Source organism: Actinocorallia longicatena, from assembly GCF_039534125.1.
Taxonomy (GTDB): domain Bacteria; phylum Actinomycetota; class Actinomycetes; order Streptosporangiales; family Streptosporangiaceae; genus Actinocorallia; species Actinocorallia longicatena.
On the sequence record NZ_BAAAUV010000035.1, the window covers coordinates 44,201 to 65,124 of the forward strand.

The 20,924-nt window shown below is 71.3% G+C and carries 19 protein-coding genes and 1 pseudogene; 12 read left to right on the top strand and 8 right to left on the bottom strand.

The window, feature by feature from the left end:
* Nucleotides 1-7 precede the first annotated feature (7 nt).
* Nucleotides 8-586, top strand: coding sequence for a TetR/AcrR family transcriptional regulator (locus ABD785_RS36950; RefSeq protein ID WP_344838227.1), 579 nt, complete (start codon nt 8-10; stop codon nt 584-586).
* Between the two features lie 50 nt (nt 587-636).
* Here the strand turns inward: ABD785_RS36950 and ABD785_RS36955 are convergent, their stop codons facing one another.
* The 3 genes from ABD785_RS36955 to ABD785_RS36965 form a co-directional block, all read right to left on the bottom strand.
* Nucleotides 637-966, bottom strand: a complete 330-nt coding sequence (locus tag ABD785_RS36955) for a hypothetical protein (protein WP_344838230.1) — start codon at nt 964-966, stop codon at nt 637-639.
* A 64-nt stretch (nt 967-1,030) separates the two neighbouring features.
* Complete coding sequence (locus ABD785_RS36960; protein WP_344838233.1) at nt 1,031-1,417, bottom strand: hypothetical protein; 387 nt, start codon at nt 1,415-1,417, stop codon at nt 1,031-1,033.
* Between the two features lie 13 nt (nt 1,418-1,430).
* The gene (locus ABD785_RS36965) at nt 1,431-2,729 is read right to left on the bottom strand and encodes an AarF/UbiB family protein (protein WP_344838236.1); all 1,299 of its coding nucleotides are present in this window, start codon (nt 2,727-2,729) and stop codon (nt 1,431-1,433) included.
* Between the two features lie 101 nt (nt 2,730-2,830).
* Between ABD785_RS36965 and ABD785_RS36970 the strand changes: the two genes are divergently transcribed.
* On the top strand, nt 2,831-4,177 hold the full coding sequence (locus ABD785_RS36970; RefSeq protein ID WP_344838237.1) for an ABC1 kinase family protein: 1,347 nt from the start codon (nt 2,831-2,833) through the stop codon (nt 4,175-4,177).
* A 160-nt stretch (nt 4,178-4,337) separates the two neighbouring features.
* Here ABD785_RS36970 and ABD785_RS36975 read toward each other — a convergent pair whose 3' ends face one another.
* On the bottom strand, nt 4,338-5,774 hold the full coding sequence (locus ABD785_RS36975) for a flavin-containing monooxygenase (RefSeq protein ID WP_344838240.1): 1,437 nt from the start codon (nt 5,772-5,774) through the stop codon (nt 4,338-4,340).
* Between the two features lie 80 nt (nt 5,775-5,854).
* On the opposite strand from ABD785_RS36975, the gene ABD785_RS36980 reads away from it, so the two are divergent.
* The 3 genes from ABD785_RS36980 to ABD785_RS36990 all read left to right on the top strand — a co-directional run bounded on the left by ABD785_RS36980 (nt 5,855) and on the right by ABD785_RS36990 (nt 8,435).
* Entirely contained in the window at nt 5,855-6,451 is a 597-nt protein-coding gene (locus ABD785_RS36980; protein WP_344838242.1) for a TetR/AcrR family transcriptional regulator, read from the top strand.
* 92 nt (nt 6,452-6,543) lie between these two features.
* On the top strand, nt 6,544-7,593 hold the full coding sequence (locus ABD785_RS36985) for a ferritin-like domain-containing protein (RefSeq protein WP_344838245.1): 1,050 nt from the start codon (nt 6,544-6,546) through the stop codon (nt 7,591-7,593).
* Nucleotides 7,590-8,435, top strand: coding sequence for an SDR family NAD(P)-dependent oxidoreductase (locus ABD785_RS36990; RefSeq protein WP_344838247.1), 846 nt, complete (start codon nt 7,590-7,592; stop codon nt 8,433-8,435). Before ABD785_RS36985 ends, ABD785_RS36990 begins: the two co-directional genes overlap by 4 nt.
* A gap of 19 nt (nt 8,436-8,454) precedes the next feature.
* Here ABD785_RS36990 and ABD785_RS36995 read toward each other — a convergent pair whose 3' ends face one another.
* Nucleotides 8,455-8,928, bottom strand: coding sequence for a 4'-phosphopantetheinyl transferase family protein (locus ABD785_RS36995; protein ID WP_344838250.1), 474 nt, complete (start codon nt 8,926-8,928; stop codon nt 8,455-8,457).
* Between the two features lie 165 nt (nt 8,929-9,093).
* Between ABD785_RS36995 and ABD785_RS37000 the strand changes: the two genes are divergently transcribed.
* From ABD785_RS37000 to ABD785_RS37010, 3 genes are read left to right on the top strand one after another with little or no spacing between them, the layout of a single operon-like run.
* Nucleotides 9,094-10,740, top strand: coding sequence for a serine/threonine-protein kinase (locus tag ABD785_RS37000; RefSeq protein ID WP_344838253.1), 1,647 nt, complete (start codon nt 9,094-9,096; stop codon nt 10,738-10,740).
* Entirely contained in the window at nt 10,737-12,116 is a 1,380-nt protein-coding gene (locus ABD785_RS37005) for an FG-GAP repeat protein (protein ID WP_344838256.1), read from the top strand. The genes ABD785_RS37000 and ABD785_RS37005 overlap by 4 nt, the downstream gene beginning before the upstream one ends.
* A 28-nt stretch (nt 12,117-12,144) precedes the next feature.
* A complete protein-coding gene (locus tag ABD785_RS37010) occupies nt 12,145-13,338 on the top strand; it encodes a PQQ-dependent sugar dehydrogenase (protein WP_344838259.1) in 1,194 nt (397 codons plus the stop codon).
* A 185-nt stretch (nt 13,339-13,523) separates the two neighbouring features.
* Here the strand turns inward: ABD785_RS37010 and ABD785_RS37015 are convergent, their stop codons facing one another.
* A complete protein-coding gene (locus ABD785_RS37015; RefSeq protein ID WP_344838262.1) occupies nt 13,524-14,327 on the bottom strand; it encodes a hypothetical protein in 804 nt (267 codons plus the stop codon).
* Between the two features lie 58 nt (nt 14,328-14,385).
* Between ABD785_RS37015 and ABD785_RS37020 the strand changes: the two genes are divergently transcribed.
* Entirely contained in the window at nt 14,386-15,900 is a 1,515-nt protein-coding gene (locus tag ABD785_RS37020) for an ATP-dependent DNA ligase (protein ID WP_344838264.1), read from the top strand.
* Here ABD785_RS37020 and ABD785_RS37025 read toward each other — a convergent pair.
* Nucleotides 15,884-17,173 carry a M50 family metallopeptidase gene (locus tag ABD785_RS37025; protein ID WP_344838266.1) on the bottom strand — a complete coding sequence of 430 codons (1,290 nt, stop codon included), beginning with the start codon at nt 17,171-17,173 and terminating at the stop codon, nt 15,884-15,886. The two genes, ABD785_RS37020 and ABD785_RS37025, sit on opposite strands and share 17 nt — an antisense overlap.
* Before the next feature lie 204 nt (nt 17,174-17,377).
* A complete protein-coding gene (gene cds1 / locus ABD785_RS37030; RefSeq protein ID WP_344838269.1) occupies nt 17,378-18,451 on the bottom strand; it encodes an L-cysteine desulfhydrase Cds1 in 1,074 nt (357 codons plus the stop codon).
* 92 nt (nt 18,452-18,543) lie between these two features.
* Here cds1 and ABD785_RS37035 point away from each other — a divergent pair, with 92 nt between their 5' ends.
* From ABD785_RS37035 to ABD785_RS37045, 3 genes and pseudogenes are all read left to right on the top strand, one after another.
* Nucleotides 18,544-19,362 (top strand): hypothetical protein, encoded by an 819-nt coding sequence (locus ABD785_RS37035; RefSeq protein WP_344838273.1) that lies wholly within the window; start codon nt 18,544-18,546, stop codon nt 19,360-19,362.
* A gap of 20 nt (nt 19,363-19,382) precedes the next feature.
* Nucleotides 19,383-20,141 carry a bestrophin-like domain gene (locus ABD785_RS37040; RefSeq protein ID WP_344838275.1) on the top strand — a complete coding sequence of 253 codons (759 nt, stop codon included), beginning with the start codon at nt 19,383-19,385 and terminating at the stop codon, nt 20,139-20,141.
* Nucleotides 20,138-20,924: pseudogene (locus ABD785_RS37045) on the top strand (hypothetical protein); the annotation flags it as partial. The gene ABD785_RS37040 and the pseudogene ABD785_RS37045, both read left to right, overlap by 4 nt.

The following is a 20,924-nucleotide window of genomic DNA, read 5'->3' on the forward strand; positions in this document are numbered from 1 at the left end:
GTCGCAGGTGATCGCCGCTCTACCCGGTCTCCCCCCGGTCCCCCCGCCGGCCCTCGACCCCTACCTCGACGCCGCCTCCCGCTGCTTCGCCCGGTTCGGCCTCGGCCACACCTCGGTCCAGGACGTCGCCAAGGAGATGGGCGTCAACCGGACCACGGTGTACCGGCAGGTCGGGACGGTCGAGCAGATCGCGCTGCTGCTGTGCGCCCGCGACGTGAACCGCGTCCTCACCTCCCTGCCGGCCCGGCTGACCGGCGCCCTTGGCCCGGAGGAGGTCGTGGACCTGGTCGCGACCGTCATCGACGAGGCCATCGCCCATCCGGTGCTGGCCAAGATGCTCGCCGACGAGCGCGAGACCATCGGCGTCCTGTTCGCCTCGGAGATCCCCGCCCTGCTGCGCTCCACCGCCGAGATCATCACTCCGCTGGTCGCGCTGACGCTCAGCTCGTCCCAGATCGCGACCCGCGATCCCTCGGTGCTGGCCGAGTGGCTGGTGCGCATCGCCTGCTCCCTCGTGGTCGCCCCACCGCCGACCCCGCTGCGCCCCTTCCTCGCCGAACTGCTGCTCCCCGCCCTGACGCCCTGAACGCGAACGGCCCCCGCTCTCGCAGCGGGGGCCGTCGTGGGGGTGGGAGGCTAGGCGGGCATCGCGGCGGCGAGGCTCTTGGCCACGAACGCCGAGACCACGGGACGCGCGGTGTCGGAGAGCAGCGAGCTGACCGCGTCGAAGAAGAACTGGAGCTTGTCGCGCTCGGACACGGTGCCGGCCAGCGCCTCCTGGACGGAGGCGTCGGAACCGAGCAGCTCCACGGCCGCCCCGATCACCGCTTCCACCGGGACGTTCTCGTTGACGACCTTCTCCACCTCCGCCTCGGACGGCGCCGGATGGGCGGCGAAGTACTCGTTGATCCGCTCGATCTGGACGAGCGGCCCGATCCTGTCGCGGATCACCTGTTCTGCGGTCATGACGACGCAGCTTAGATGTGACGGATGTGTTCCGTCTGACCGGAAGCGGACATAGAGACCGGTGTCAGGCCGTGAGGTCCTGGATGCGCTTGTGGAAGGCGATCTGCTCGGGAGTGGGCTCGCCCTGGTCGGCGACGAGGCCCATGACCTGGGCGGAGTCGCCCTCGATGGTCAGCTCGCCGGACATGATGGCGGCCATGACCAGGCTGGGGTCCTGGTCGACGAACAGGCGCTGGGCCACCTCGTAGGGCACGTTCACGGTGGTGGGGGCGTCGGTGAGGCCGCGTTCGACCACGCCGTCGCGGGAGTGGACCTGGACGTCGCCGTCGGGGCCGCCCTTCACGACGAGGTTCACGAGGACTCCCTTGGCCTCCGCCGGGGGCTCGGGCCACTCGGGCTTCAGGGCCTCGACGGCGTCGAGCCAGGCGTTGGAAAGGAAGACATGCGCCATTGCTGAGTACTCCTCAGGATCGCGGGTTGCCGAGCCGGCCGTTGATCTCGGCCAGCCTCGGGATGAGCGGGAACAGTGCCTGCGCGAGTGGCATCGCAGGGGCAACATGATGGGTGACCGCGCGGAAGGTGAGCAAGGCCCTGAACCACTGGACGATCTCCACGGGGGCCTGGAAGCCGTGCCGGACCGCGAGCGATCCCAGCACCTTCCCGGCCGCGTCGCCGCCGGTGAACAGGGCCTTGGGCGACAGTTCGGGCGCGGCGCGCAGGTCGTCGAGCAGGGCGGCGGTGTCGGTGCCGGGCGACAGGACGCCCAGGCGGCCGAGGGCGTCGACCTGGCCGGGGTGGTCCCCGCCGAACAGGGCCGTCACGTAGTCGAGGACCGCCCGGCGGGTCGCGGTGCCGAGCCTGCCGAGCGCGCTGCATCCGACGATCAGCAGGGAGCCGTCCTCGAGCACGAACAGGTGCTCGGAGCGCAGGTCGGCGTGGAAGATCCCGTCGGCGAGGGCCGCCTCGACCGTCACGGCCTGGAGCGCGGCGGCGGCCTTGCGCCGGTCGACCCGGCCGAGGGCCCGCGCCAGCGGGACGGCCCCGGGGACCGCGGCGAAGCCGACGGCGTCCGGTGAGCTGAGGCCGTCCAGGGGCTCGGCGACGGCCACCTTCGGGACGGCCGCCGCGAGTTCCGCGGTGTTGAGCGCGTCGTTGCGCAGGTCGGTGTGCTCGACGGCCTGCCGGGCGGCCGAGCGGAGCACGCCGAGCGGGTTGGCGTGGTTGAACGGCGGCACGAGCTGGGCCGGGATCAGCAGGGTCGCGGCGAGCCTGATGTCGGCCTCCAGCTGGGCGCGGACGCCCGGGCGCGCCACCCGGAAGAGGGCCTGCGTGCCGTCGTCGAGGACGGCCCGGTGGAGCTGGCTGAGCGGGGAGACCGCGAGCGGCTCGCAGTCGAGCGAGGCGACCCGGCCGGGGAAGGACCTCCGGAGGATCGCCCAGACCGTGTCGGCGGTCAGCGGATCGGGGACGACGGGACGGTCGCGGAACTCCTCGACGAGCGGGGCGGGGGCCATCCCGCCGGCCTGTTCGAGCAGCCGGGCGACCTCCGCCGCGGACGGCCCGAGCACGGCGAGCTGCTCCCGCAGCCAGCCCGACATGATCGCCTTGGGCGAGCGGACACCCCCCGTGACCAGCCGCGCCGTCCACCTCGCCTGCCCGATCGGGACGGCGAGGGCGTGCCGGGCTGTTCTCAGCAGCGGAATCCGGCCGGGACGCGTCCAGTCCGCCGCCTCCAGCGCCAGGCGTTCGTCGCGGGTCGTCATGCTTTCGACCCTAGATCCCTCTCAGCGTGACATGCAACATATCGACACCTTTGTTGCAATGAACTAACTTCCCCCTGGGGAGCCACTGTAATGGAGGACTTATGACCTTTCGCGGACCGTACGCCGACGGCCCTTCACCGGAGGATCTGCTGGTCGACTCGCCGCCGCTGCGGGGCCTGAAGCCCCGCGACGTCGGCCGGCTGATCGTGATCGCGACGGTCATGGGCGTCAGCATCGGCACCGCGATCCTCCGGGTCCGCGACAAGAAGGCCACGGCCGTCTGGGGCGGGGTCGTGACCGGCTTCGAGCGGCTCGGCCCGACCTTCGTGAAGCTCGGCCAGCTCATCGCCTCCTCCCCCGGGATCTTCCCCAAGCCGCTGGCCGACGCCGCGCTGCGCTGCCTGGACGAGGTCCCGCCGATCGACCCGGCCGCGGCCGTCGCGGTGATCCGTGAGGACCTCGGCGATCCGGGCGAGATCTTCAAGTCCTTCGACGAGACGCCCCTGTCGGCCGCCTCGATCGGCCAGGTCCACGCCTGCGTGCTGCTGGACGGCCGGGAGGCCGTGGTCAAGATCCAGCGGCCCGGCATCCGCGACCGGATGGCCCGCGACCTGCGCCTGGCCCATCTGCTGTCCCGCTTCGCCGAGCGGATCTCCAAGGCCGCCCGGCTCACGAAGCCCACCGCGATCATCGAGGACCTGCACGCGGTGACCTTCCAGGAGCTCAACAGCGCCCTGGAGGCCCACCGCCAGCACCAGTTCCGCGAGAACCTCCACAAGTTCGGCGACAACCGGCAGGTCACCGCGCCGGAGATCTACTGGGACCACTGCGGCCCGCGCGTCATCTGCATGGAGCGCATGTACGGCACGCCCTTCGACGAGTCCGACACGCTCAGGGAGCGCGGCATGGACGGCCCCGACATGCTGCGCCACGGCGTCAAGGCCTGGGCCGAGGCCTGCCTGATCCACGGGCTGTTCCACGGCGACGTCCACGCCGGGAACCTCTGGGTCCTCGACGACGGCAGGACCTGCTACCTCGACTTCGGGATCATGGGCGAGATCACCCCCGAGTGGCAGCAGCTTCTGCGCGACTTCTTCTACACCGCGATGTTCGACCTCGACTTCACCCGGATCGTCCGGGGCTACCGGCGGCTCGGCATCATCCCCGAGCACGTCGGCACCGAGGCCGAGATCGCGATGCGGATGAACCTCATCTTCGGCCCGCTGCTGCGCACCGGCCTCAAGAACGTCAGCCTCGGCAAGACCATCGTCATGCTCTTCGACATGGCCAAGCAGTTCGAGGCCGAGACCCCGCGGGAGCTGGTCCTGGTCTCCAAGCAGCTCATCTACTTCGAGCGCTACTCCAAGGCCCTGGCCCCCGACTGGGTCCTGTTCACCGACCGCAAGCTCGTCACCAACATCTTCCCGGGCGCCGAGGACGCCGCCTAGGGGCTGTTTCAAAGTCGGCGCCCGTGGCGAGCGGCGTCCAGGTGCGTGCCTCGCGGGGGCGGAGGAGGGAGTCGACCTGGTTGGGTCGGCGACCGACGACAACCTCGCGAGGCGCGTGCCTGGGCGCCGCGCAGTAGGGCAGTTGACTTTGAAACAGCCCCTAGGAGAGCACGTAGTCGGCGGGCTTGGCGGTCTTGCTGCCGGCCCAGTATTCGAAGGTGAAGCCGGGCCAGATGGAACGGTTGACGCCCTGCTCGTCGAGGTACCAGGAGTTGCAGCCGCCCTCGTTCCAGACGGCCCGGCGCAGCCGGCGGTGCATCTTGTCGTTGTAGGCGCGCATCGCCTCGGGCCTGGGCTCGATCGTGGTCGCCTTGCGGTCGGACAGCAGCTTCAGGCAGCTCAGGATGTGGGCGACCTGGACCTCGATCATGAACACGACCGAGTTGTGGCCGAGGCCGGTGTTGGGGCCCAGCAGCATGAAGAAGTTGGGGAAGCCGGGCAGGGTGACGCCGTGGTGGGCCTCGATGCCCTCGGCCCAGGCCTCCTGGAGCTTGACGCCGTCGCGGCCGCTGATGTGCCATTCGGCCATCGCGTCGACGACCTTGAAGCCGGTGCCGTAGACGATGGCGTCGACCTCGATCTCCTCGCCGTCGACCGTCACGATCGAGTGCTCGCGGATCTCGGCGATCCCCTCGGTGCGCAGGTCCACGTTGGCGCGGGACAGGGCCGGGTAGTAGTCGTTGGACAGCAGGACCCGCTTGCAGCCGATCGTGTAGTCCGGAGTGACCTTGGCCCTGAGCTCGGGGTCCTTCACCTGGCGCTGGATGTGCCGTATGGCGATGGTCTTCTGCGGGGCCGACAGCCTCGGGTCGAGCGCGAAGCCGACCGCGCGGGCCTCCAGCGCCCAGTAGACGGCGTTGCGGACGAACCGGGCGGCGCCGGGCAGCTTGAACGCGCCCGGCATCGGGATGTCCGGCTTGGGCTGGATCCACGGCGCGGTCCGCTGGAACAGGGTGAGCTTCGCGGCCTTCTTGGCGATCTGCGGCACGAACTGGATGGCGCTGGCGCCCGTCCCGATGACGGCGACGCGCTTGCCCGCCATGTCGTAGGAGTGGTCCCACTCGGCGGAGTGGAACACGGTGCCCTTGAAGTCGGCCATCCCCTGGATGGTGGGGTGGCTCGGGATGTGCAGGGCGCCCATCCCCGAGATGACGGCGCGCGGGGTGAGGGTGTCGCCGTCGCCGAGCCGGACGTTCCAGTGCTCGCCCGCGTCGTCCCAGTCGAGGGAGTCGACCTTGGTACCGAAGCGGATGTAGCGCTGGAGGTCGTACTTCTCGGCGCAGGCGGCCAGGTACTTCTGGATCTCGGGCTGCGGCGCGAACAGCCGCGACCAGTTCTTGTTGAGCTCGAAGGAGTAGGAGTACATCGGCGACGGGACGTCGCAGGCGCAGCCCGGGTAGGTGTTGTCCCACCAGGTCCCGCCGACGGCGTGCGACTTCTCCAGGATGACGAAGTCGTCGAAGCCCTGCTTGCGGAGCCGGATGGCCATGCCGAGCCCGGCGAAGCCCGCTCCGATGATCACGATCGACTTGCTCATGGCCGTCCTCTATTAGCTAGCCCGTCTAGTACTCCCGGTAAGTTACCCCGAGTAAGTTACCAATGGTAGGATAAGTCCCTGTGAGCAGGACCACAAGAAAGCGGATGTCCCGGGCCGACCGCGAGACGCAGATGCTCGACGTGGCCGAGGAGGTCTTCGCCGAACGGAACTTCGCCGTCGCCACCATGGACGAGATCGCCGAGCGCTGCGGAGTCTCCAAGCCCCTCCTCTACGACTACTTCGGCTCCAAGGAGGGCCTGCTCACCGCCGCGGTGAACCGGGCCCGCACCGAGCTCTACGAGGTGACGACCGCCGCGATGGCCCTCGGCACCGAGCCGCGCGACATCCTCGAACGCGGCCTGGTGGCCTACTACACCTTCGCCACGGCGCACAGCCGCTCGTTCGCGGTGCTGATCCAGGAGCCGATGGCCGCCACCTTCGACGCCGTCGAGTCGGTCCGCCGCCAGCAGCACGGCCTGATCGCCCCGGTGATCGCGGCCTGGGCGCCGCACGTCGAGGACGAGCGGATCACCGCCTACACCGAGCTGATCATCGGCGCCTGCGAGCGGATCTCGCTGTGGGCCATGCACGACGGCATCAGCCCCGAACGCGCCGCCGCCTACACCCTCGACTTCTGCTGGGACGGCCTCCGCGTCCTCGTCGACCCCTCCCCCTGACGGGCGCCCGCCCCCTTCTTGACAGCCCGTCTCGCCGGATGCGACGGTACGGACCGAGGGATTCGTACACCGTAAGGCGCGAGGAGGACTCCATGTGGGAGATTCCGATGTCCGGCGACGCCCGGTTCAGCTGGGAGTACGACGAGGGGCGGGCCCGGCTGCTCGACCTCTACCAGAAGGGCAAGGACCGCCAGTGGGACGCCGACAAGCGGATCGACTGGTCCATCGAGGTCGACCCCTGCAACGCGTTCGGCGTTCCCGACCAGGCCAGCCCGCTGTTCGGCACCGTCTGGTGGGACAAGCTCGGCGAGTCCGGCCGTAAGGAGCTGCGCCACCACCAGGCGTCGTGGCAGTTCTCCCAGTTCCTGCACGGCGAGCAGGGCGAGGCCGCCCCCGACCTGGACGCCAAGTTCTACTCGGCCACCCAGACCATGGACGAGGCCCGGCACGTCGAGACCTTCAAGCGGTTCCTGCTGGAGAAGCTCGACCTGGTCTACCCGATCAACGACCAGCTCCAGAAGCTGCTGGCCGAGACCCTCACCGACTCCCGCTGGGACATGCCCTACCTCGGCATGCAGGTCCTCATCGAGGGCCTGGCGCTGGCCGCCTTCGGCGTCGCCCGCGACATCACCACCCAGCCGCTGCCCAAGCAGATCCTCACCTACGTGATGCAGGACGAGGCGCGGCACGTCGCGTTCGGCCGGATGGCGCTGCGCGACTACTACAAGGACCTCTCCGCCGCCGAGCTGCGCGAGCGCGAGGACTTCGTCATCGAGGGCTGCCACCTGATGAAGGACCGGATCCGGCAGTACGAGGTCTGGGAGCACTTCGGGCTGCCGATCCCCGAGATCAAGCAGGTCCTCGACGGCTCGAAGTTCATGAACATGTACCAGAGCTTCCTGTTCAGCCGGATCGTCCCGTGCGTCAAGGACATCGGGTTGTGGGGTGAGCGCGTCCAGCGGGCATACACCGACATGGGCGTGATCGACATGGCCCGGCAGGACCTCGACGCGCTCATGCGGGCCGACGAGGAGCAGGCCGACCGGCTCGACGCCGAGCGTTTCGCCGCCGAGGAGGAGGCGCGCCGGGCCGAGGTGGACGAACTGATCGAACTCGAGCGCAGGGAAGAGGCGCGTTCTTGAAGGACTTCCGGGGCGGGACCGCCGTCATCACCGGCGCCGCGAGCGGCTTCGGCCGGGCGACCTCGCTGGCCCTCGCCGAGCGCGGGATGCGGATCCTCGCCGCCGATCTGGACCTGCCGGGCGCCGAGCGCACGGTCGAGCTGGCGGCGCGGCTGGGGCCGGGCGGGGCCGCCTACGCCGTGGACGTCGCGGACGTGGCGGCGATGGAGAAGTTCGCCGATGCGGTGAAGGCGGAGCACGGGGTGCCCGACCTGGTGATGAACAACGCGGGCATCGCGATCACCGGGCCGTTCCTCGACACGTCCTTCGAGGACTGGGAGAAGATCATCGGCGTCAACCTGACGGGCGTCGTCAACGGGTCGCGGATCTTCGGCCGGCAGATGGCCGAGCGGAACCGCGGGCTGCCGAGGCGGGAGCGGTCGGGCCACATCGTGAACATCGCCTCGGCCGCGAGCTACACGCCGGTCCGCTCGCTGCCGTCCTACTGCACGACCAAGGCCGCCGTCCGGATGCTCAGCGAGTGCATGCGCGCCGACCTCGCGTCCGAGGGCATCGGCGTGACCTGCGTCTGCCCCGGCTTCAGCGGCACCAACATCGCCAGGAACTCCCTGGTCGCCGCCGGGGTGCCCGAGGAGGTCGCCGAGCGCCTGCACCGGCGGGGTGAGCGGGCGCTTCGGCTGCGCGGCTATCCGCCGTCGAAGGTCGCCGCCCGGATCGTGAAGGCGGTCGAGCGGAACGAGGCGGTGGTGTCCGTCAACTTCGAGGGCCACCTCGCCCACTACGCCGCCCGTTTCGCCCCGTCGGTCAACCGGCTCATCGCCCGCATCCCGGCGGGCTTCTGAACCGGTCTCCCGGCGTGCCTCAGGCGGGCCGGATCAGGGCGACCGCTCCCGCGTAGGCGGGGGCGGGCTCGAGGTCGTCCAGGAGGATCCGGGACGGCAGGTCGGGCCGGTCCTTCCAGCCGAGCAGGGCGGGCGGCTCACCGGGACCGGAGACCAGCAGGTCGGTCATCGGCACGCGCAGCCCGTCGCCGGTGGCCTTGAGCAGGGCCTCCTTGCGCGTCCACAGGATGTGGAGATCGTCGTAGCGCTCGCCGGGCGCCACGAGGTGGGAGGCCACCTCGGTGAGGGGCCGGTCGCGCTGCTCGACGTCGATGCCGATCGGGACGTCGGCGACGGCGACCCCCGCCAGCGCGCCCGAATGGGTCACCGAGATGTGGACGCCCGGGTAGCGGGGCCGTCCGTGCGGACGGCCGCAGTCCTCACAGGTCCGGTCGAGGGCTATCTCGCCGGGGCTCAGCCCGGCCCGCTCGGCCACCAGGCGCTTGGTCCACACGACGCCGAGGGTGAAGCGCCGCCTGTCCTCCTCTCGGAGATAGGCGTTACGTCGATCCTTCTCTATCCCATCCAAGAGGGATAGATCGGACGAATCACTATCGGAGGTGTTCGCCCAGTGAATCCGCAATCCGAACCCCAGTTCCCGCACGTACGTCACATTAGTGTGACCAGTAACGCGCAGGCACTCTCCCCCGGCGATCCGCGTGCCATCGGGCCCTTCACCATCGTGGGGCGCCTCGGCGCCGGCGGCATGGGGGCCGTCTTCCTCGGCAGCCGCGTCGGCGAGACCGGGGCCGAAGAGCTGGTCGCGGTCAAGGTGATCCGGGACGAGCTCGGTGTCGACCCCGGCTTCCGCGCCCGCTTCGCCCAGGAGGTCGCGGCCGGCCGCAGGGTCGCCTCGTTCTGCACCGCGGCGATGCTCGGCAGCGGCGTCCACGAGGGCCGCCCCTATCTCATCACCGAGTACATCGACGGGCCCACGCTGCTCGACCATGTCCTGGAGCGGGGCCCGCTGTCCTACGGGACGCTCCAGGGCCTGGCCGTCGGGGTGGCGGCCGCCTTGACCGCCATCCACGGCGCGGGCCTGATCCACCGCGACCTGAAGCCGTCCAACGTGATCCTCTCGGTGTCGGGCCCGCGGGTCATCGACTTCGGCATCGCCCGGGCGATGGACGCCACGACGAGCATGACCATGACCGGCCAGCTCATCGGCAGCCCCGGCTGGATCGCCCCCGAGCAGCTCCTGCGCGACAGCGCGACCACCGCGGTCGACATCTACACCTGGGGCTGCCTCGTCGCCTTCGCCGCCCGCGCCCGGCACCCGTTCGGGACGGGCGAGCCCATCGCGATGGCCTCGCGCATCCTGCACGGCGAACCCGAGCTCGACGGCGTCCCCGAGCCGCTGCTCACCCAGGTGCGCAGGGCCCTCGACAAGGATCCCGCCCGCCGGCCCAGCGCCCGTGACCTGCTGCTCCAGCTCGTCGGCGGCTCCGCGGGCACCAGCGACGAGCGGGCCACCGCGGTCCTCGAACGCTCGTGGTCGCCCCCGCCCCCCGACCCCGACCCGGTGCCCGAGCCGCCCTCCGGCCCCCGCACCCCGCCCCCGTACGCCCCGGCGCCCGCCGGGTTCGCCCAGCCCGACGCCCCCGCGGGGTTCGGGCGGCCGGGACCGCCCGGCGGTTTCGCCCAGCCCGACGGGTTCGGCGTCGCGGAGCCCTCCACCCGGCCCGCGGCCCAGGGCCCGACCGGGCCGGTGCCGCTGCGGCGCAGGGGGCCCGACCGGGTGATCGCCTCGCTGGTGGCGACGCTGGCCGGGCTGCTGCTGCTCGGCGGCGGCCTCTACTGGGCCCTCGAGGAACGGGGCGACGGCGGCAAGCGCGGAGACGGCGGAACCACCGCGGCCCCCGACGGCTTCGCCGCGGTGAAACTGTCGGACGAGACCGGCGTGAACCGGCCGGTGGCGCTCGGCAAGGTCCAGGCGACCGTCGGGGCGCCGCGCTGCGGGGCCAAGACCCACCAGAACCTGACGGCCACCGGGACCTTCTGCCTGGTCGACCTGACCCTCGACAACCCCGACCTGCTGAACGCCGCGCCCGGCATCGGCCGTCCGGGCGTGACGCTCCTCGGCGAGGACTCCCTCAGGGCCGTCGCCAAGGAGTTCCCCGGCGGCCTCCCCGAGAAGGCCTCCTCGCTCGAACCCGGCGGACGCACCGCCGGAACCCTCCTGTTCGACGTCCCCGCGGGCACCGACCTCACCGGGGTCGAGCTCACCGCCGAGGGCTACGCCACCCCCGTGAGGATCGCCCTGTGAGAAAGCCCCTGCTCACCACGTCGGCCGTGCTGCTCGCGACCGGCCTCGTCGTCCTCCCGGGACGGGCGTCCCACGCGGCGTCCTGCACGGGCACCGCCCCCGGCGACTTCAACGGGGACGGCAGGGCCGATCTGGCCGTCGGCGACTCCCGTGCCTCGGCGGCGGGCGCACCGTCCGCCGGTGCGGTGTCGGTCCTGTACGGCGCCGACGGCGGCCTCGGCAAGGCGCGGACCGTCGTGCTGACGGCGGCGCGGCCCGCGGCGGCCGAGGGGTTCGGCCAGGCGCTCGCCACCGGCTACCTCAACGACGACACCTGTCTCGACCTGGCCGTCGGCGCCCCCTGGGCGAACAAGGGCGAGGGCAAGGTCCACGTCTTCTACGGCTCCCCCGACGGCCTCACCCCGGGCGACGTCGTCGAGCCCGCGGCCGGCTCCCGCCGCTTCGGCTGGTCGCTGGCCATCGCCGCCGGAAGCGGGGACCAGCCCGCCCTGCTGGCCGTCGGGGCCCCGGCCCAGACGGTCGGAGGCAAGGCCAACGCGGGGGCCGTCCATCTCCAGTACTTCCGCGACGGCAAGATCGGCCGCGGCCAGGTGATCACCCAGGACGACGAGCGGGCCGAGGGCGTCGCGGAGCCCGGCGACCTGTTCGGCTGGTCGGTCGCGCTCGGCCGGATCCGCGGCGACGCGGGCCTCGACGACCTCGTCGTCAGCGAGCCGCTGGAGGACGTCGACTCCGAGGGCACCGACGTCGGCTCCTTCAGCGTGGTGGAGGACGTCTACCGGCCGGGCGGCGCCAAGGGCGAGCACTGGCACTACGAGAACCTGAACCTCGGCGCCGCGACCGGCGGCGGCCACATCGGCTGGAGCCTCGCCTACTACAAGGACGCCGACCGCGCCTACGTCGCCGTCGGCGCCCCCGGCCAGAAGACCGGGGGGAAGGCGGGCGCGGGCCAGGTGGCGATCCTGTCCTCGACGGGATCGGGCCTGAAGCCCGAGGCCCCGATCGACGCCTCCGCGGGCGGCGGCGACATCCAGGAGAACGGCCGCTTCGGCTGGACGGTCGCGCTCGGCCGGACCTCCTCCGGGGTCGCGGCCCTCGTCGGCGCGCCCTACGGCGGCGCGAAGGAGACCGGCACGGCCCGGCTGGTCCCGCTGGGCGACCGGTCCGGCGCCTCGAAGCTCGACAGAGGCGGTGAGGGAGGACATCTCGGCTGGGCGGTCGCCTTCTGCGGGACGAGCCCGCTCGTGTCCGTCCCCGACGACCAGGAGCACCCCACCGGGTACGTCCGGATCTTCGGCGACGGCGACACCGACCTCGTCCCGGAGCAGAAGGCGGGCGGCACCGTGAACGCCGACTTCGGCGCGGGACTGGCCTAGCCGCCCCGTCAGCCGTGATGATCGGTCCATGAACTACAGACGGCTCTCCGCCGCGGTGGCGACGGCCGGGCTCCTGCTCGCCGGCTGCTCGGCGGAGAAGAAGCCCGCCCCGTCCGCCGTCCCCTCCACCCCGGCCGCCCCGGCGCCGTCCTCCGCGGCCTCGGGAGGGTCCGCGGCGGCGCCGGGCAAGGTCAGGCTCCAGGAGGTCGGCCGGGTCGACCAGCCGACCGGGATGGCCGTGCGGAAGGGCGACTCCGCCCTGTACGTCATCGAGCAGCAGGGACGCGTCCGCGCGATCAGGGACGGCAGGACCGTCGAGCGGCCCGTCCTGGACATCGGCGGGCAGATCAGCAAGGGCGGCGAGCGCGGCCTGATCGGCATCGCCTTCTCCCCCGACGGCAGGTACCTCTACCTCGACGCCACCGCCCCGCAGGGCGACGTCCAGGTCCTCGAGTACCGGGTCGCGGCCGACGGGAGCGTCGACGCGGGCTCCCGCCGGGTCGTGATCACCCAGGAGCACCGCGAGAACGGCAACCACAACGGCGGCCAGCTCGCCTTCGACGAGGCCGGCCTGCTCTACATCGGGATCGGCGACGGGGGCGGCGCGGGCGACCAGCACGGCAACGGCCAGAACCTCGGCACCCTCCTCGGCAAGATCCTGCGCATCGACCCGCGCGGCGGCCGCCCCTACAAGGTTCCCGCGAGCAACCCCTTCGTCTCCAAGGCGGGCGCGAGGCCGGAGATCTGGGCGTACGGCCTGCGCAACCCCTGGCGGTTCTCCTTCGACTCCGCGACGGGCGACCTGTGGATCGGCGACGTCGGCCAGAACGCCTACGAGGAGGTCGACTTCCAGCCGGCCGCGTCCAAGGGCGGCGAGAACTACGGATGGAACGCCCGAGAGGGCAACCACAAGTTCCGTTCCGACGCTCAGGTGGGCGTCAATCCGGTGCTCGAGTACAAGCTGCACGAGGGCAATGCCTGCTCGGTCATCGGCGGATTCGTGTACCGCGGGGAACAGCTGACGAACCTGACCGGCCGGTATCTGTTCGCCGACTACTGCGCGGGCTGGGTGAAAGCACTGCAACTCAAGAACGGAAAGGTAACGAACCAGTGGAGGTTGCTCGACGGCCTCGACGGCATAACGAGTTTCGGCCAGGACTCCGACGGCGAGCTGTACATCCTGACCAGCGACGGTGCGGTTTCCCGACTGGTCGGCCAGTAAGAGTCATCAGGACGTGAAAAAGGCCGGTGGTCGCCCACCGGCCTTTATGCCCGTGCCTAACCTGCGCTTTTAAGCCCAGGACACTCCGGCGCCATCGGCGGCCATGTCCTTCGCCTCCTCCTACTGCGGGTCATGGCTTGATAGCCAGGTAACCCTGTAGCCAAACCATCGCATTCAGTGAGTATTTATGCATACGTTCTGAGTGCTTCTTCGACCACTGAGGCTGCCACATCCAGGCTGGATTTCTGCTCCTTTTCCGGCTTTCCGGAGTGGTCGCGGCTGTAGGTGACGGTCACGATGACGTTGAAGACCCGCGCCTCGACCCTGGCCGTCACGGTGGGTTCGCCCTTGTTCACCGAGAAGCGCTGGAAGGCCTCCTCGCCGAGGCCCGTCCTGGCCGCCACGAGCAGGGTCCTGGAGCTGGTGTCCTTCTGCTGGGCCTGGAGATCCTGCGCGAACGACCACCGCGCGACGCCGATCGGGTCGATGTCGTTCCTGTTGTTGCCGATCCTGGTCTCCAGCCGCAGGTACCGGAACGACCGCCCGGCGGGGCTGGAGTAGCCGCAGGAGCCCGCCCCCGCCGTCACGTGGGCGTCCTTGACGCCCTTGGGCACCCACTTGAGGAAGGTCGCCGTCTCGACGGTCCCGCAGATGTCCGGCAGCTCCTGGAGCGTCCCGCCCGATCCCGTGGGCGCCGGGGAGGACACCGGCGGAGAGGACACGGACGGCGAGGCGGACGTGGTGGGCACGGGGCCGGGCGTCCCCTGATCGGTCCCGGTGACGTCCGGAGAGGTCGTCTCGGGCCCCGCGGTGACCGAGGGACGGGCGCCGGAGCCGGACTCCCCACCGTCGATCATGGGGATCGCCAGGACCACTCCTCCGCCCGCCACGGCCAGGCCCGCGAGCACGGCGAGAGGCACCCTGGCCCGCTTCAGGCGGGACGAGGGCGGCTCCGGAGGCGAATAAACCCGGTCGAAGTCGGCACGCACGCCTCCGAACGTACGGACCCGTCCGGTGCTTTGTCAGTAGCTCCGGAGACAATGAAGCATGCTGCTCGCCGAACTCGCCGCCACATGGAGGGCCGTCGCCGGGACCTCCTCGCGCACCGAGAAGACCGCGCTGATCGCCACGTGCCTGCGCGACGCGGGCGCCGACGACGCGGCGATCACCGTCTTCTACCTGTCGGGTGAGCTGCCGCAACGCCAGATCGGGGTGGGCTACGCCTCGCTGCGCGAGCTGCCGCCGCCCGCGCCTGAGCCGTCCCTGAGCGTCACCGGGGTCGACGCCGCGTTCAGCGAGATCGGCGCGGTCGCGGGGCCGGGTTCGGTCGCGCTGCGCAAGTCCCTGCTCGGCGCTCTGCTGGAGCGGGCCACCCAGGAGGAACAGGACTTCCTGATCCGGCTGCTGGCGGGCGAGCTGCGCCAGGGTGCCCTGGACGGGGTCATGGCAGGGGCGGTCGCCAAGGCCGCCGGGGTGCCCCTGGCCGCCGTCCGCCGCGCCCTGATGCTCCGCGGCTCCCTGGCCCCCGTCGCCACGGCCGCCCTGACCGGCGGGGCGGAGCGGCTCGGCGAGTTCACCCTCGAGGTCGGCCGCCCGGTCAAGCCGATGCTGGCCGCCGCCGCCCCGAACATCGCCGATGCCCTCACCGGCGGGCCCATGGCCGTCGAGCAGAAGATGGACGGCATCCGCGCCCAGCTCCATGTGGCGGGCGAGGAGGTCCACGTGTTCACCCGCACCCTGGAGGAGATCACCGACCGGGTGCCCGAGGTCGTCGCCGAGCTCCGCGCCCTCGGGCTGCGCTCGGCGGTCCTGGACGGCGAGCTGATCGCCCTTCGGCCGGACGGCTCGCCCCAGCCCTTCCAGGTGACCGCCTCCCGCTCGGCCACCCGCGGGGCGGGCGAGATCGCCCTGTCGGTCTTCGTCTTCGACGTCCTGCACCTCGACGGCCGCGATCTGCTCGACGAGCCCGGCTCCGTCCGGCACGAGGCTCTTGCGGCGGCCGTCCCGGAGAGGCTGCGGATGCCCCGGATCGTCACCGCCGACCCGGAGGAGGCCGGGCGGTTCTTCGCCGAGTCCGTCCGGGTCGGGCACGAGGGCGTCGTGGTGAAGGCCCTCGATGGCCCCTACACCGCGGGCCGCAGGGGCGCCGGCTGGATCAAGGTGAAGCCACGTCACACCCTCGACCTGGTCGTGCTGGCCGTCGAGTGGGGCCACGGCCGCCGCAAGGGCAAGCTGTCCAACCTCCACCTGGGCGCCCGCGACCCCGGGACGGGCGGCTTCGTCATGCTCGGGAAGACCTTCAAGGGCCTCACCGACAAGCTCCTGGACTGGCAGACCGAGCGCTTCACCGAGCTCAGGACCGGCGACGACGGCTGGACCGTGACCGTGCGGCCCGAGCAGGTCGTCGAGATCGCCTTCGACGGCGTCCAGCGCAGCACCCGCTACCCCGGCGGCATGGCCCTGCGTTTCGCCCGGGTCCTGCGCTACCGGTCCGACAAGACCGCCGAGGAGGCCGACACGGTCGAGACCGTCCGGGCGCTGGCGGTCAACCTCCCAGCTTGACGGGGTTCACCAGGTCGGCGTAGGCGAGCAGGAGGCCCATGACGACGATCAGCGCGCCGACCACGTAGGTCAGCGGCAGCGCCTTGGCGACGTCCACCGGGCCCGGCATGGGCCGCCGGGTGAGGCGGGCGAAACCGCGCTTGATCCCCTCCCAGAAGGCCCCGACGATGTTGCCGCCGTCCAGCGGGAGCAGGGGCAGCAGGTTGAAGGCGCCCACCGCGAAGTTGATCGAGCCGAGCATCAGGACGAAGAGGAAGATCTTGTCGAGGTTGTCCTGGCGGGAGGAGAGGACCTCCCCGCCGATCCTGGACGCCCCGACGACGCCCATCGGGCTGTCGGCGTCGCGCTTCTCCCCGCCGAACGACGCCGCCCAGATGTTCCTCATCTTCTCCGGGAAGTGGGCGAACGCCTGGAGCGTGCCGGTGGTCATCGCGCCGAGCTGGTCGATGACCGCGCCGGGCCCCTGCCGGACGTGGGCGGTGGCAGGGGTGATGCCCAGGAACCCGCCGGTGACGGTCGTCTTCGGGTTCTTCAGATCGGGCAGCGTGTTGGGAATGATCTTCGGGGTGAGCCGGAGGGCCTGCCCGTCGCGCCGGACCGTCAGGGTGACCTGCCGGCCCGCCGAGTCGCGGATCAGCCGCTGGAAGACCGTGTAGTCGGTGATCGGCGTCCCGTCGAAGTCGACGATCACGTCGCCCGGCCGGAGCCCGGCGGCGGCGGCGGGCGTCGGCGGGTCGGCCGGGGTGCAGGCGCGGCCGTACTCGGTGGCCGGGAGCACGCAGGCGGCGACCGTCCCGATGGTCGAGGTCGGCTTCTGCAGGCCGATCCCCATCAGGGCGACGGCCAGGAACACGAAGGCCAGCAGGAAGTTCATCATCGGCCCGGCGAAGGAGATCAGCGCCTTCTGCCACCAGGCCTTGCGGTAGTAGACGCGGTCCTCGTCGCCGGGCCCGACCTCCTCGAGGGCACCGGCCCTGGCGGCGTCGATGAGCTGGCTGAACCGGCCCGTCGAAGACGGCCTCAGGTGGCCCTCGGGGTCGCCCGCACGGGGCGGCAGCATCCCGATCATCCGGACGTATCCGCCCAGCGGGATCCACTTCACGCCGTACTCGGTCTCGCCCCTGCGCCACGACCTGATCGTGGGCCCGAAGCCGACCATGAACTGCGGCACCCGCACGCCGAACCACTTCGCGAAGACCATGTGCCCGAACTCGTGCAGCGCGATCGACGCCATGAGCAGGACGAAGAACAGCACGATCCCCAGGACGAGCACCCGGGCCCCCTTTATCACCGTCGACGTGAGCGCCAAGATCTTTGCGACGTCCACGTACCCGGGGCCGGAACGGCCAAGCGGCCGGGCGAAACCCTTACGCAATCCTTCCCGAAGCACACCGCCCGCCTGGGACCGACCGTACCCAGCGGCGCCGGGAACCGCCGGGCCCGTTCCCGTGACGAGCCGGAACCGGCCAGCGTCCCGTCAGGTGAGCAGGGTCTCGCGGAGCGCGGCCAGGTGCGGCGCGATGTCGATGCCCCTGGTCTCCAGCCAGGCGTCGTCGTAGTAGGTGTGGGCGTACCGTTCGCCGCCGTCGCAGATCAGGGTGACGACGCTGCCCCGCTCGCCGCGCCCGCGCATCTCCTGGATGAGCTGGAGGGCGCCCCAGACGTTGGTGCCGGTCGAGCCGCCGACGCTGCGGCCCGAGACCTCCGACGTCCAGCGCATGGCGGCGATCGAGGCCGCGTCGGGCACCCGGATCATCCGGTCGATCACGGTGGGCAGGAACGACGGCTCCACACGGGGACGGCCGATGCCCTCGATCCGGGAGCCCGCGGCCGTCACGGACGGGTCTCCCCTCACCCACGAGTCGTAGAAGGCCGAGCCCTCCGGGTCGACCACGCACAGCTTGGCCTGCATCTTGCGGTACCGGACGTACCGGCCGATCGTGGCGGCGGTGCCGCCCGTCCCGGCGCTGACCACGATCCAGGACGGCTCGGGGTGCGGTTCCAGCAGGAGCTGCTCGAAGATCGACGCCGCGATGTTGTTGTTGGCCCGCCAGTCGGTGGCCCGCTCGGCGTAGGTGAACTGGTCCATGTAGTGGCCGCCGGTCTCGGCCGCCAGCCGCTGGGCCTCGGCGTAGATCTGCGACCCGTCGTCGGTGAAGTGGCAGCTTCCGCCCTGGAACTCGATCAGCGCGATCTTCTCGGGGCTGGTCGTCTTCGGCATGACGGCCACGAACGGCAGGCCGAGCAGCCGGGCGAAGTAGGCCTCGCTGACGGCCGTGGAGCCGCTGGAGGCCTCGATGACGGTCGTCCCCTCGCGGATCCAGCCGTTGGACAGCGCGTAGAGGAACAGCGAGCGGGCCAGCCGGTGCTTGAGGGAGCCGGTCGGGTGCACCGACTCGTCCTTGAGATAGAGGTCGATCCCCCACTCGGGCGGCAGCGGGAAGACGTGCAGATGGGTGTCGGCGCTGCGGTTGGCGTCGGCCTCGACCTTGCGGATCGCCTCCGCGATCCACGCGCGGCAGGCGGGTTCGCAACGGTCCACGAAATCCATGCTGATCTCCCCATGACGCTTCCCAACGGACACCCCAAGGCTAAGGGGCCAGGTCACGCTATGTGCATGATGGGTGGGTACGGGAGGGACCCGTGAGATGGGAGGGACCGGTGTGGGACGTCTTCACGCGCCGGATCCTCGACACGGGGCGCCTGCCGCTCTTCTGCTTCTTCGTCGCCTTCATCCTGACGTTCCTGTTCACCCGGCTGAGCGTCCGGCTGATCCGGGCCGACCGCGGCTGGATCCTCCGTAACGTCCGGGCCGGGGACACCCACATCCACCACGCGGTCTTCGGGATCATCCTCATGATCGTCTCCGGGATCGCGGCCTTCGCGCTGGACGACGACCTGACGATCCCCTACGCGGTCGCCGCGGGCCTGTTCGGCACGGGCGCCGCGCTCGTCCTGGACGAGTTCGCCCTGATCCTGCACCTGCGCGACGTCTACTGGTCGGAGGAGGGCCGGGCCTCGGTCGACGCGGTGTTCGTCGCGATCGGGGTCACCGGGCTGCTGCTGCTCGGGATCAGGCCGGCCCTGTTCGACGACGTCGAGGCGACCGGGCGGATCCGGGTCCTGCTGTACGTGCTCAGCCTGGTGCTGAACCTGTCGCTGGCGGTGGTCTGCCTGCTCAAGGGCAAGATCTGGACGGGTCTCGCCGGGCTGTTCCTGCCCGTCCTGCTCTACGTCGGGGTGCTGCGGCTGGCCAGGCCGGGTTCCCCGTGGACCCGCTGGTTCTACGAGCCGGGCTCCCGGAAGGTCAGGCGGGCCGTCCGGCGGGAGCAGCGGGTGCGGCGGCCGCTGATCAGGGCGAAGATCCGGCTCCAGGAGCTCATCGCCGGACGGCACGGTGATCGCTCTCAGCGAAAGCATCGGGATGACCATGAACGTGTGTCCGGCGGCCCGAGATCCTGATCCACGGATTAGATCGTCGTGTGATCCTCTGGTCCATCCTCGCCGCCCTCCTGGCGATCACGCTGGTCTTTCTCGTGGCGAAGTCCTTCAGCCGCTGGGGACGGGACGACGACGCGCCCGACGGCGTCACCGCGAGCCACGCGGGCGGCATGCTCTCCGCCCTCTTCCTGCTCATCTTCGCCATCGCCGTGATCATTCCCTGGACGGTCTCCGACTCCGCCCGCCAGAACACCCATGCCGAGGCCCAGTCGCTGGTCGAGGCCTACTGGGCCGCCGGCGACCTGCCCGAGGCGGAGAAGGACCACGTCCGCGCCGCGATCAGGGACTACACCCAGTTCGTGATCGACGAGGAGTGGTCGTACATGGTCGCGCACGACGACGTGAGCCCCGAGGGCTGGAAACGGATGGACGCCCTCCGCTCGACCGTCGGCGACTACACCTTCACCGGCAAGCAGCAGAAGGACGCCCTGAACGACCTCGAAGACGACATCGAGGGCGTTTACGCCGCCCGGCGGCAGCGGGCCTCCGACGCCGGTTCGGGCCTGCCCTCCGGCGTGCTGGTCATGACGCTCCTGACCGGTGCGATCATGATCGTCTACCCGATCCTCGCCGGGGCGCGGCCCCGGGGCAGGGCGTGGGTGCCGCTGCTGCTCATGGCCGGGATCCTCGGCGTCAGCGTCTACCTGGTGTTCAACATCAACCACGCCTTCTCGGGGGCGCTCGAGGTGGGCTCCGGGGCGTTCAAGACCGCCCAGCAGGAATACGCGCGGATCCCATGAGCCGCCTGGCGACGGCCGCCTGCTCCGCACTGTTCGCCGCCTTCCTGGGCGCCGGCCCCGCGATGGCGGGCGTCGATCGGCATCCGGTGCCGCCGGAGAACGGCTCCGAAGCCGGCACCGGGATCGGGCCCTCGGTGACGACCTGCCTGGCGGTCCGCCTCTGGCTGATCAAGATCGATTCCCATCTGGACCTCGGCGGGGCGGGCTGCGAAAGGCCGCGTCCCTGGCGGCCCTTCGTGGTTCCGCCCTCCCCGAAGGCGAAGGGACCGGGCGTCCCTCCGGCGAGGCCGCCCGGACCGGCCCCGGCCGGGCCCGGGCTCGCCGGACCCGGTGCCGTGACCTTCTGGGCCTCCGCCGGCCCCGACGCGGCGGCCGTTCCCGGATCCGCCGGAAAGCCGGAACCCGGTCCGCCGCAGATCGCGCGGCCCGAGCAGGTGCCGCCGCTCCTCTCGGTCGGCATCCCCGGCCCGGCGCCCGATCCCCCGGCCGCCACGGTGCCGCCGAAGATCGTGCCGCCCGGGACCGCCGGTCCCGGATCCGCGAAACCGGATCCGGCCGCACCCGGCGCCCTCGGGCCGGGGAGCGCCGGGCCCGGTGCGATCGGGCCCGGTGCGATCGGGCCCGGTGCGATCGAGCCCTGGACCGTCGGGCCGGACGCGAGCAAGCCGGGCGCCGTCACGCCGGGCACGGACGGGCCGGGCGCGATCGAGCCCGGTGCCGTACGGCCGGACCCGGCCTCTCCCGCGGCGCCCGGTCCCGGCGGCCCGGGGTACGCGGGCCCGG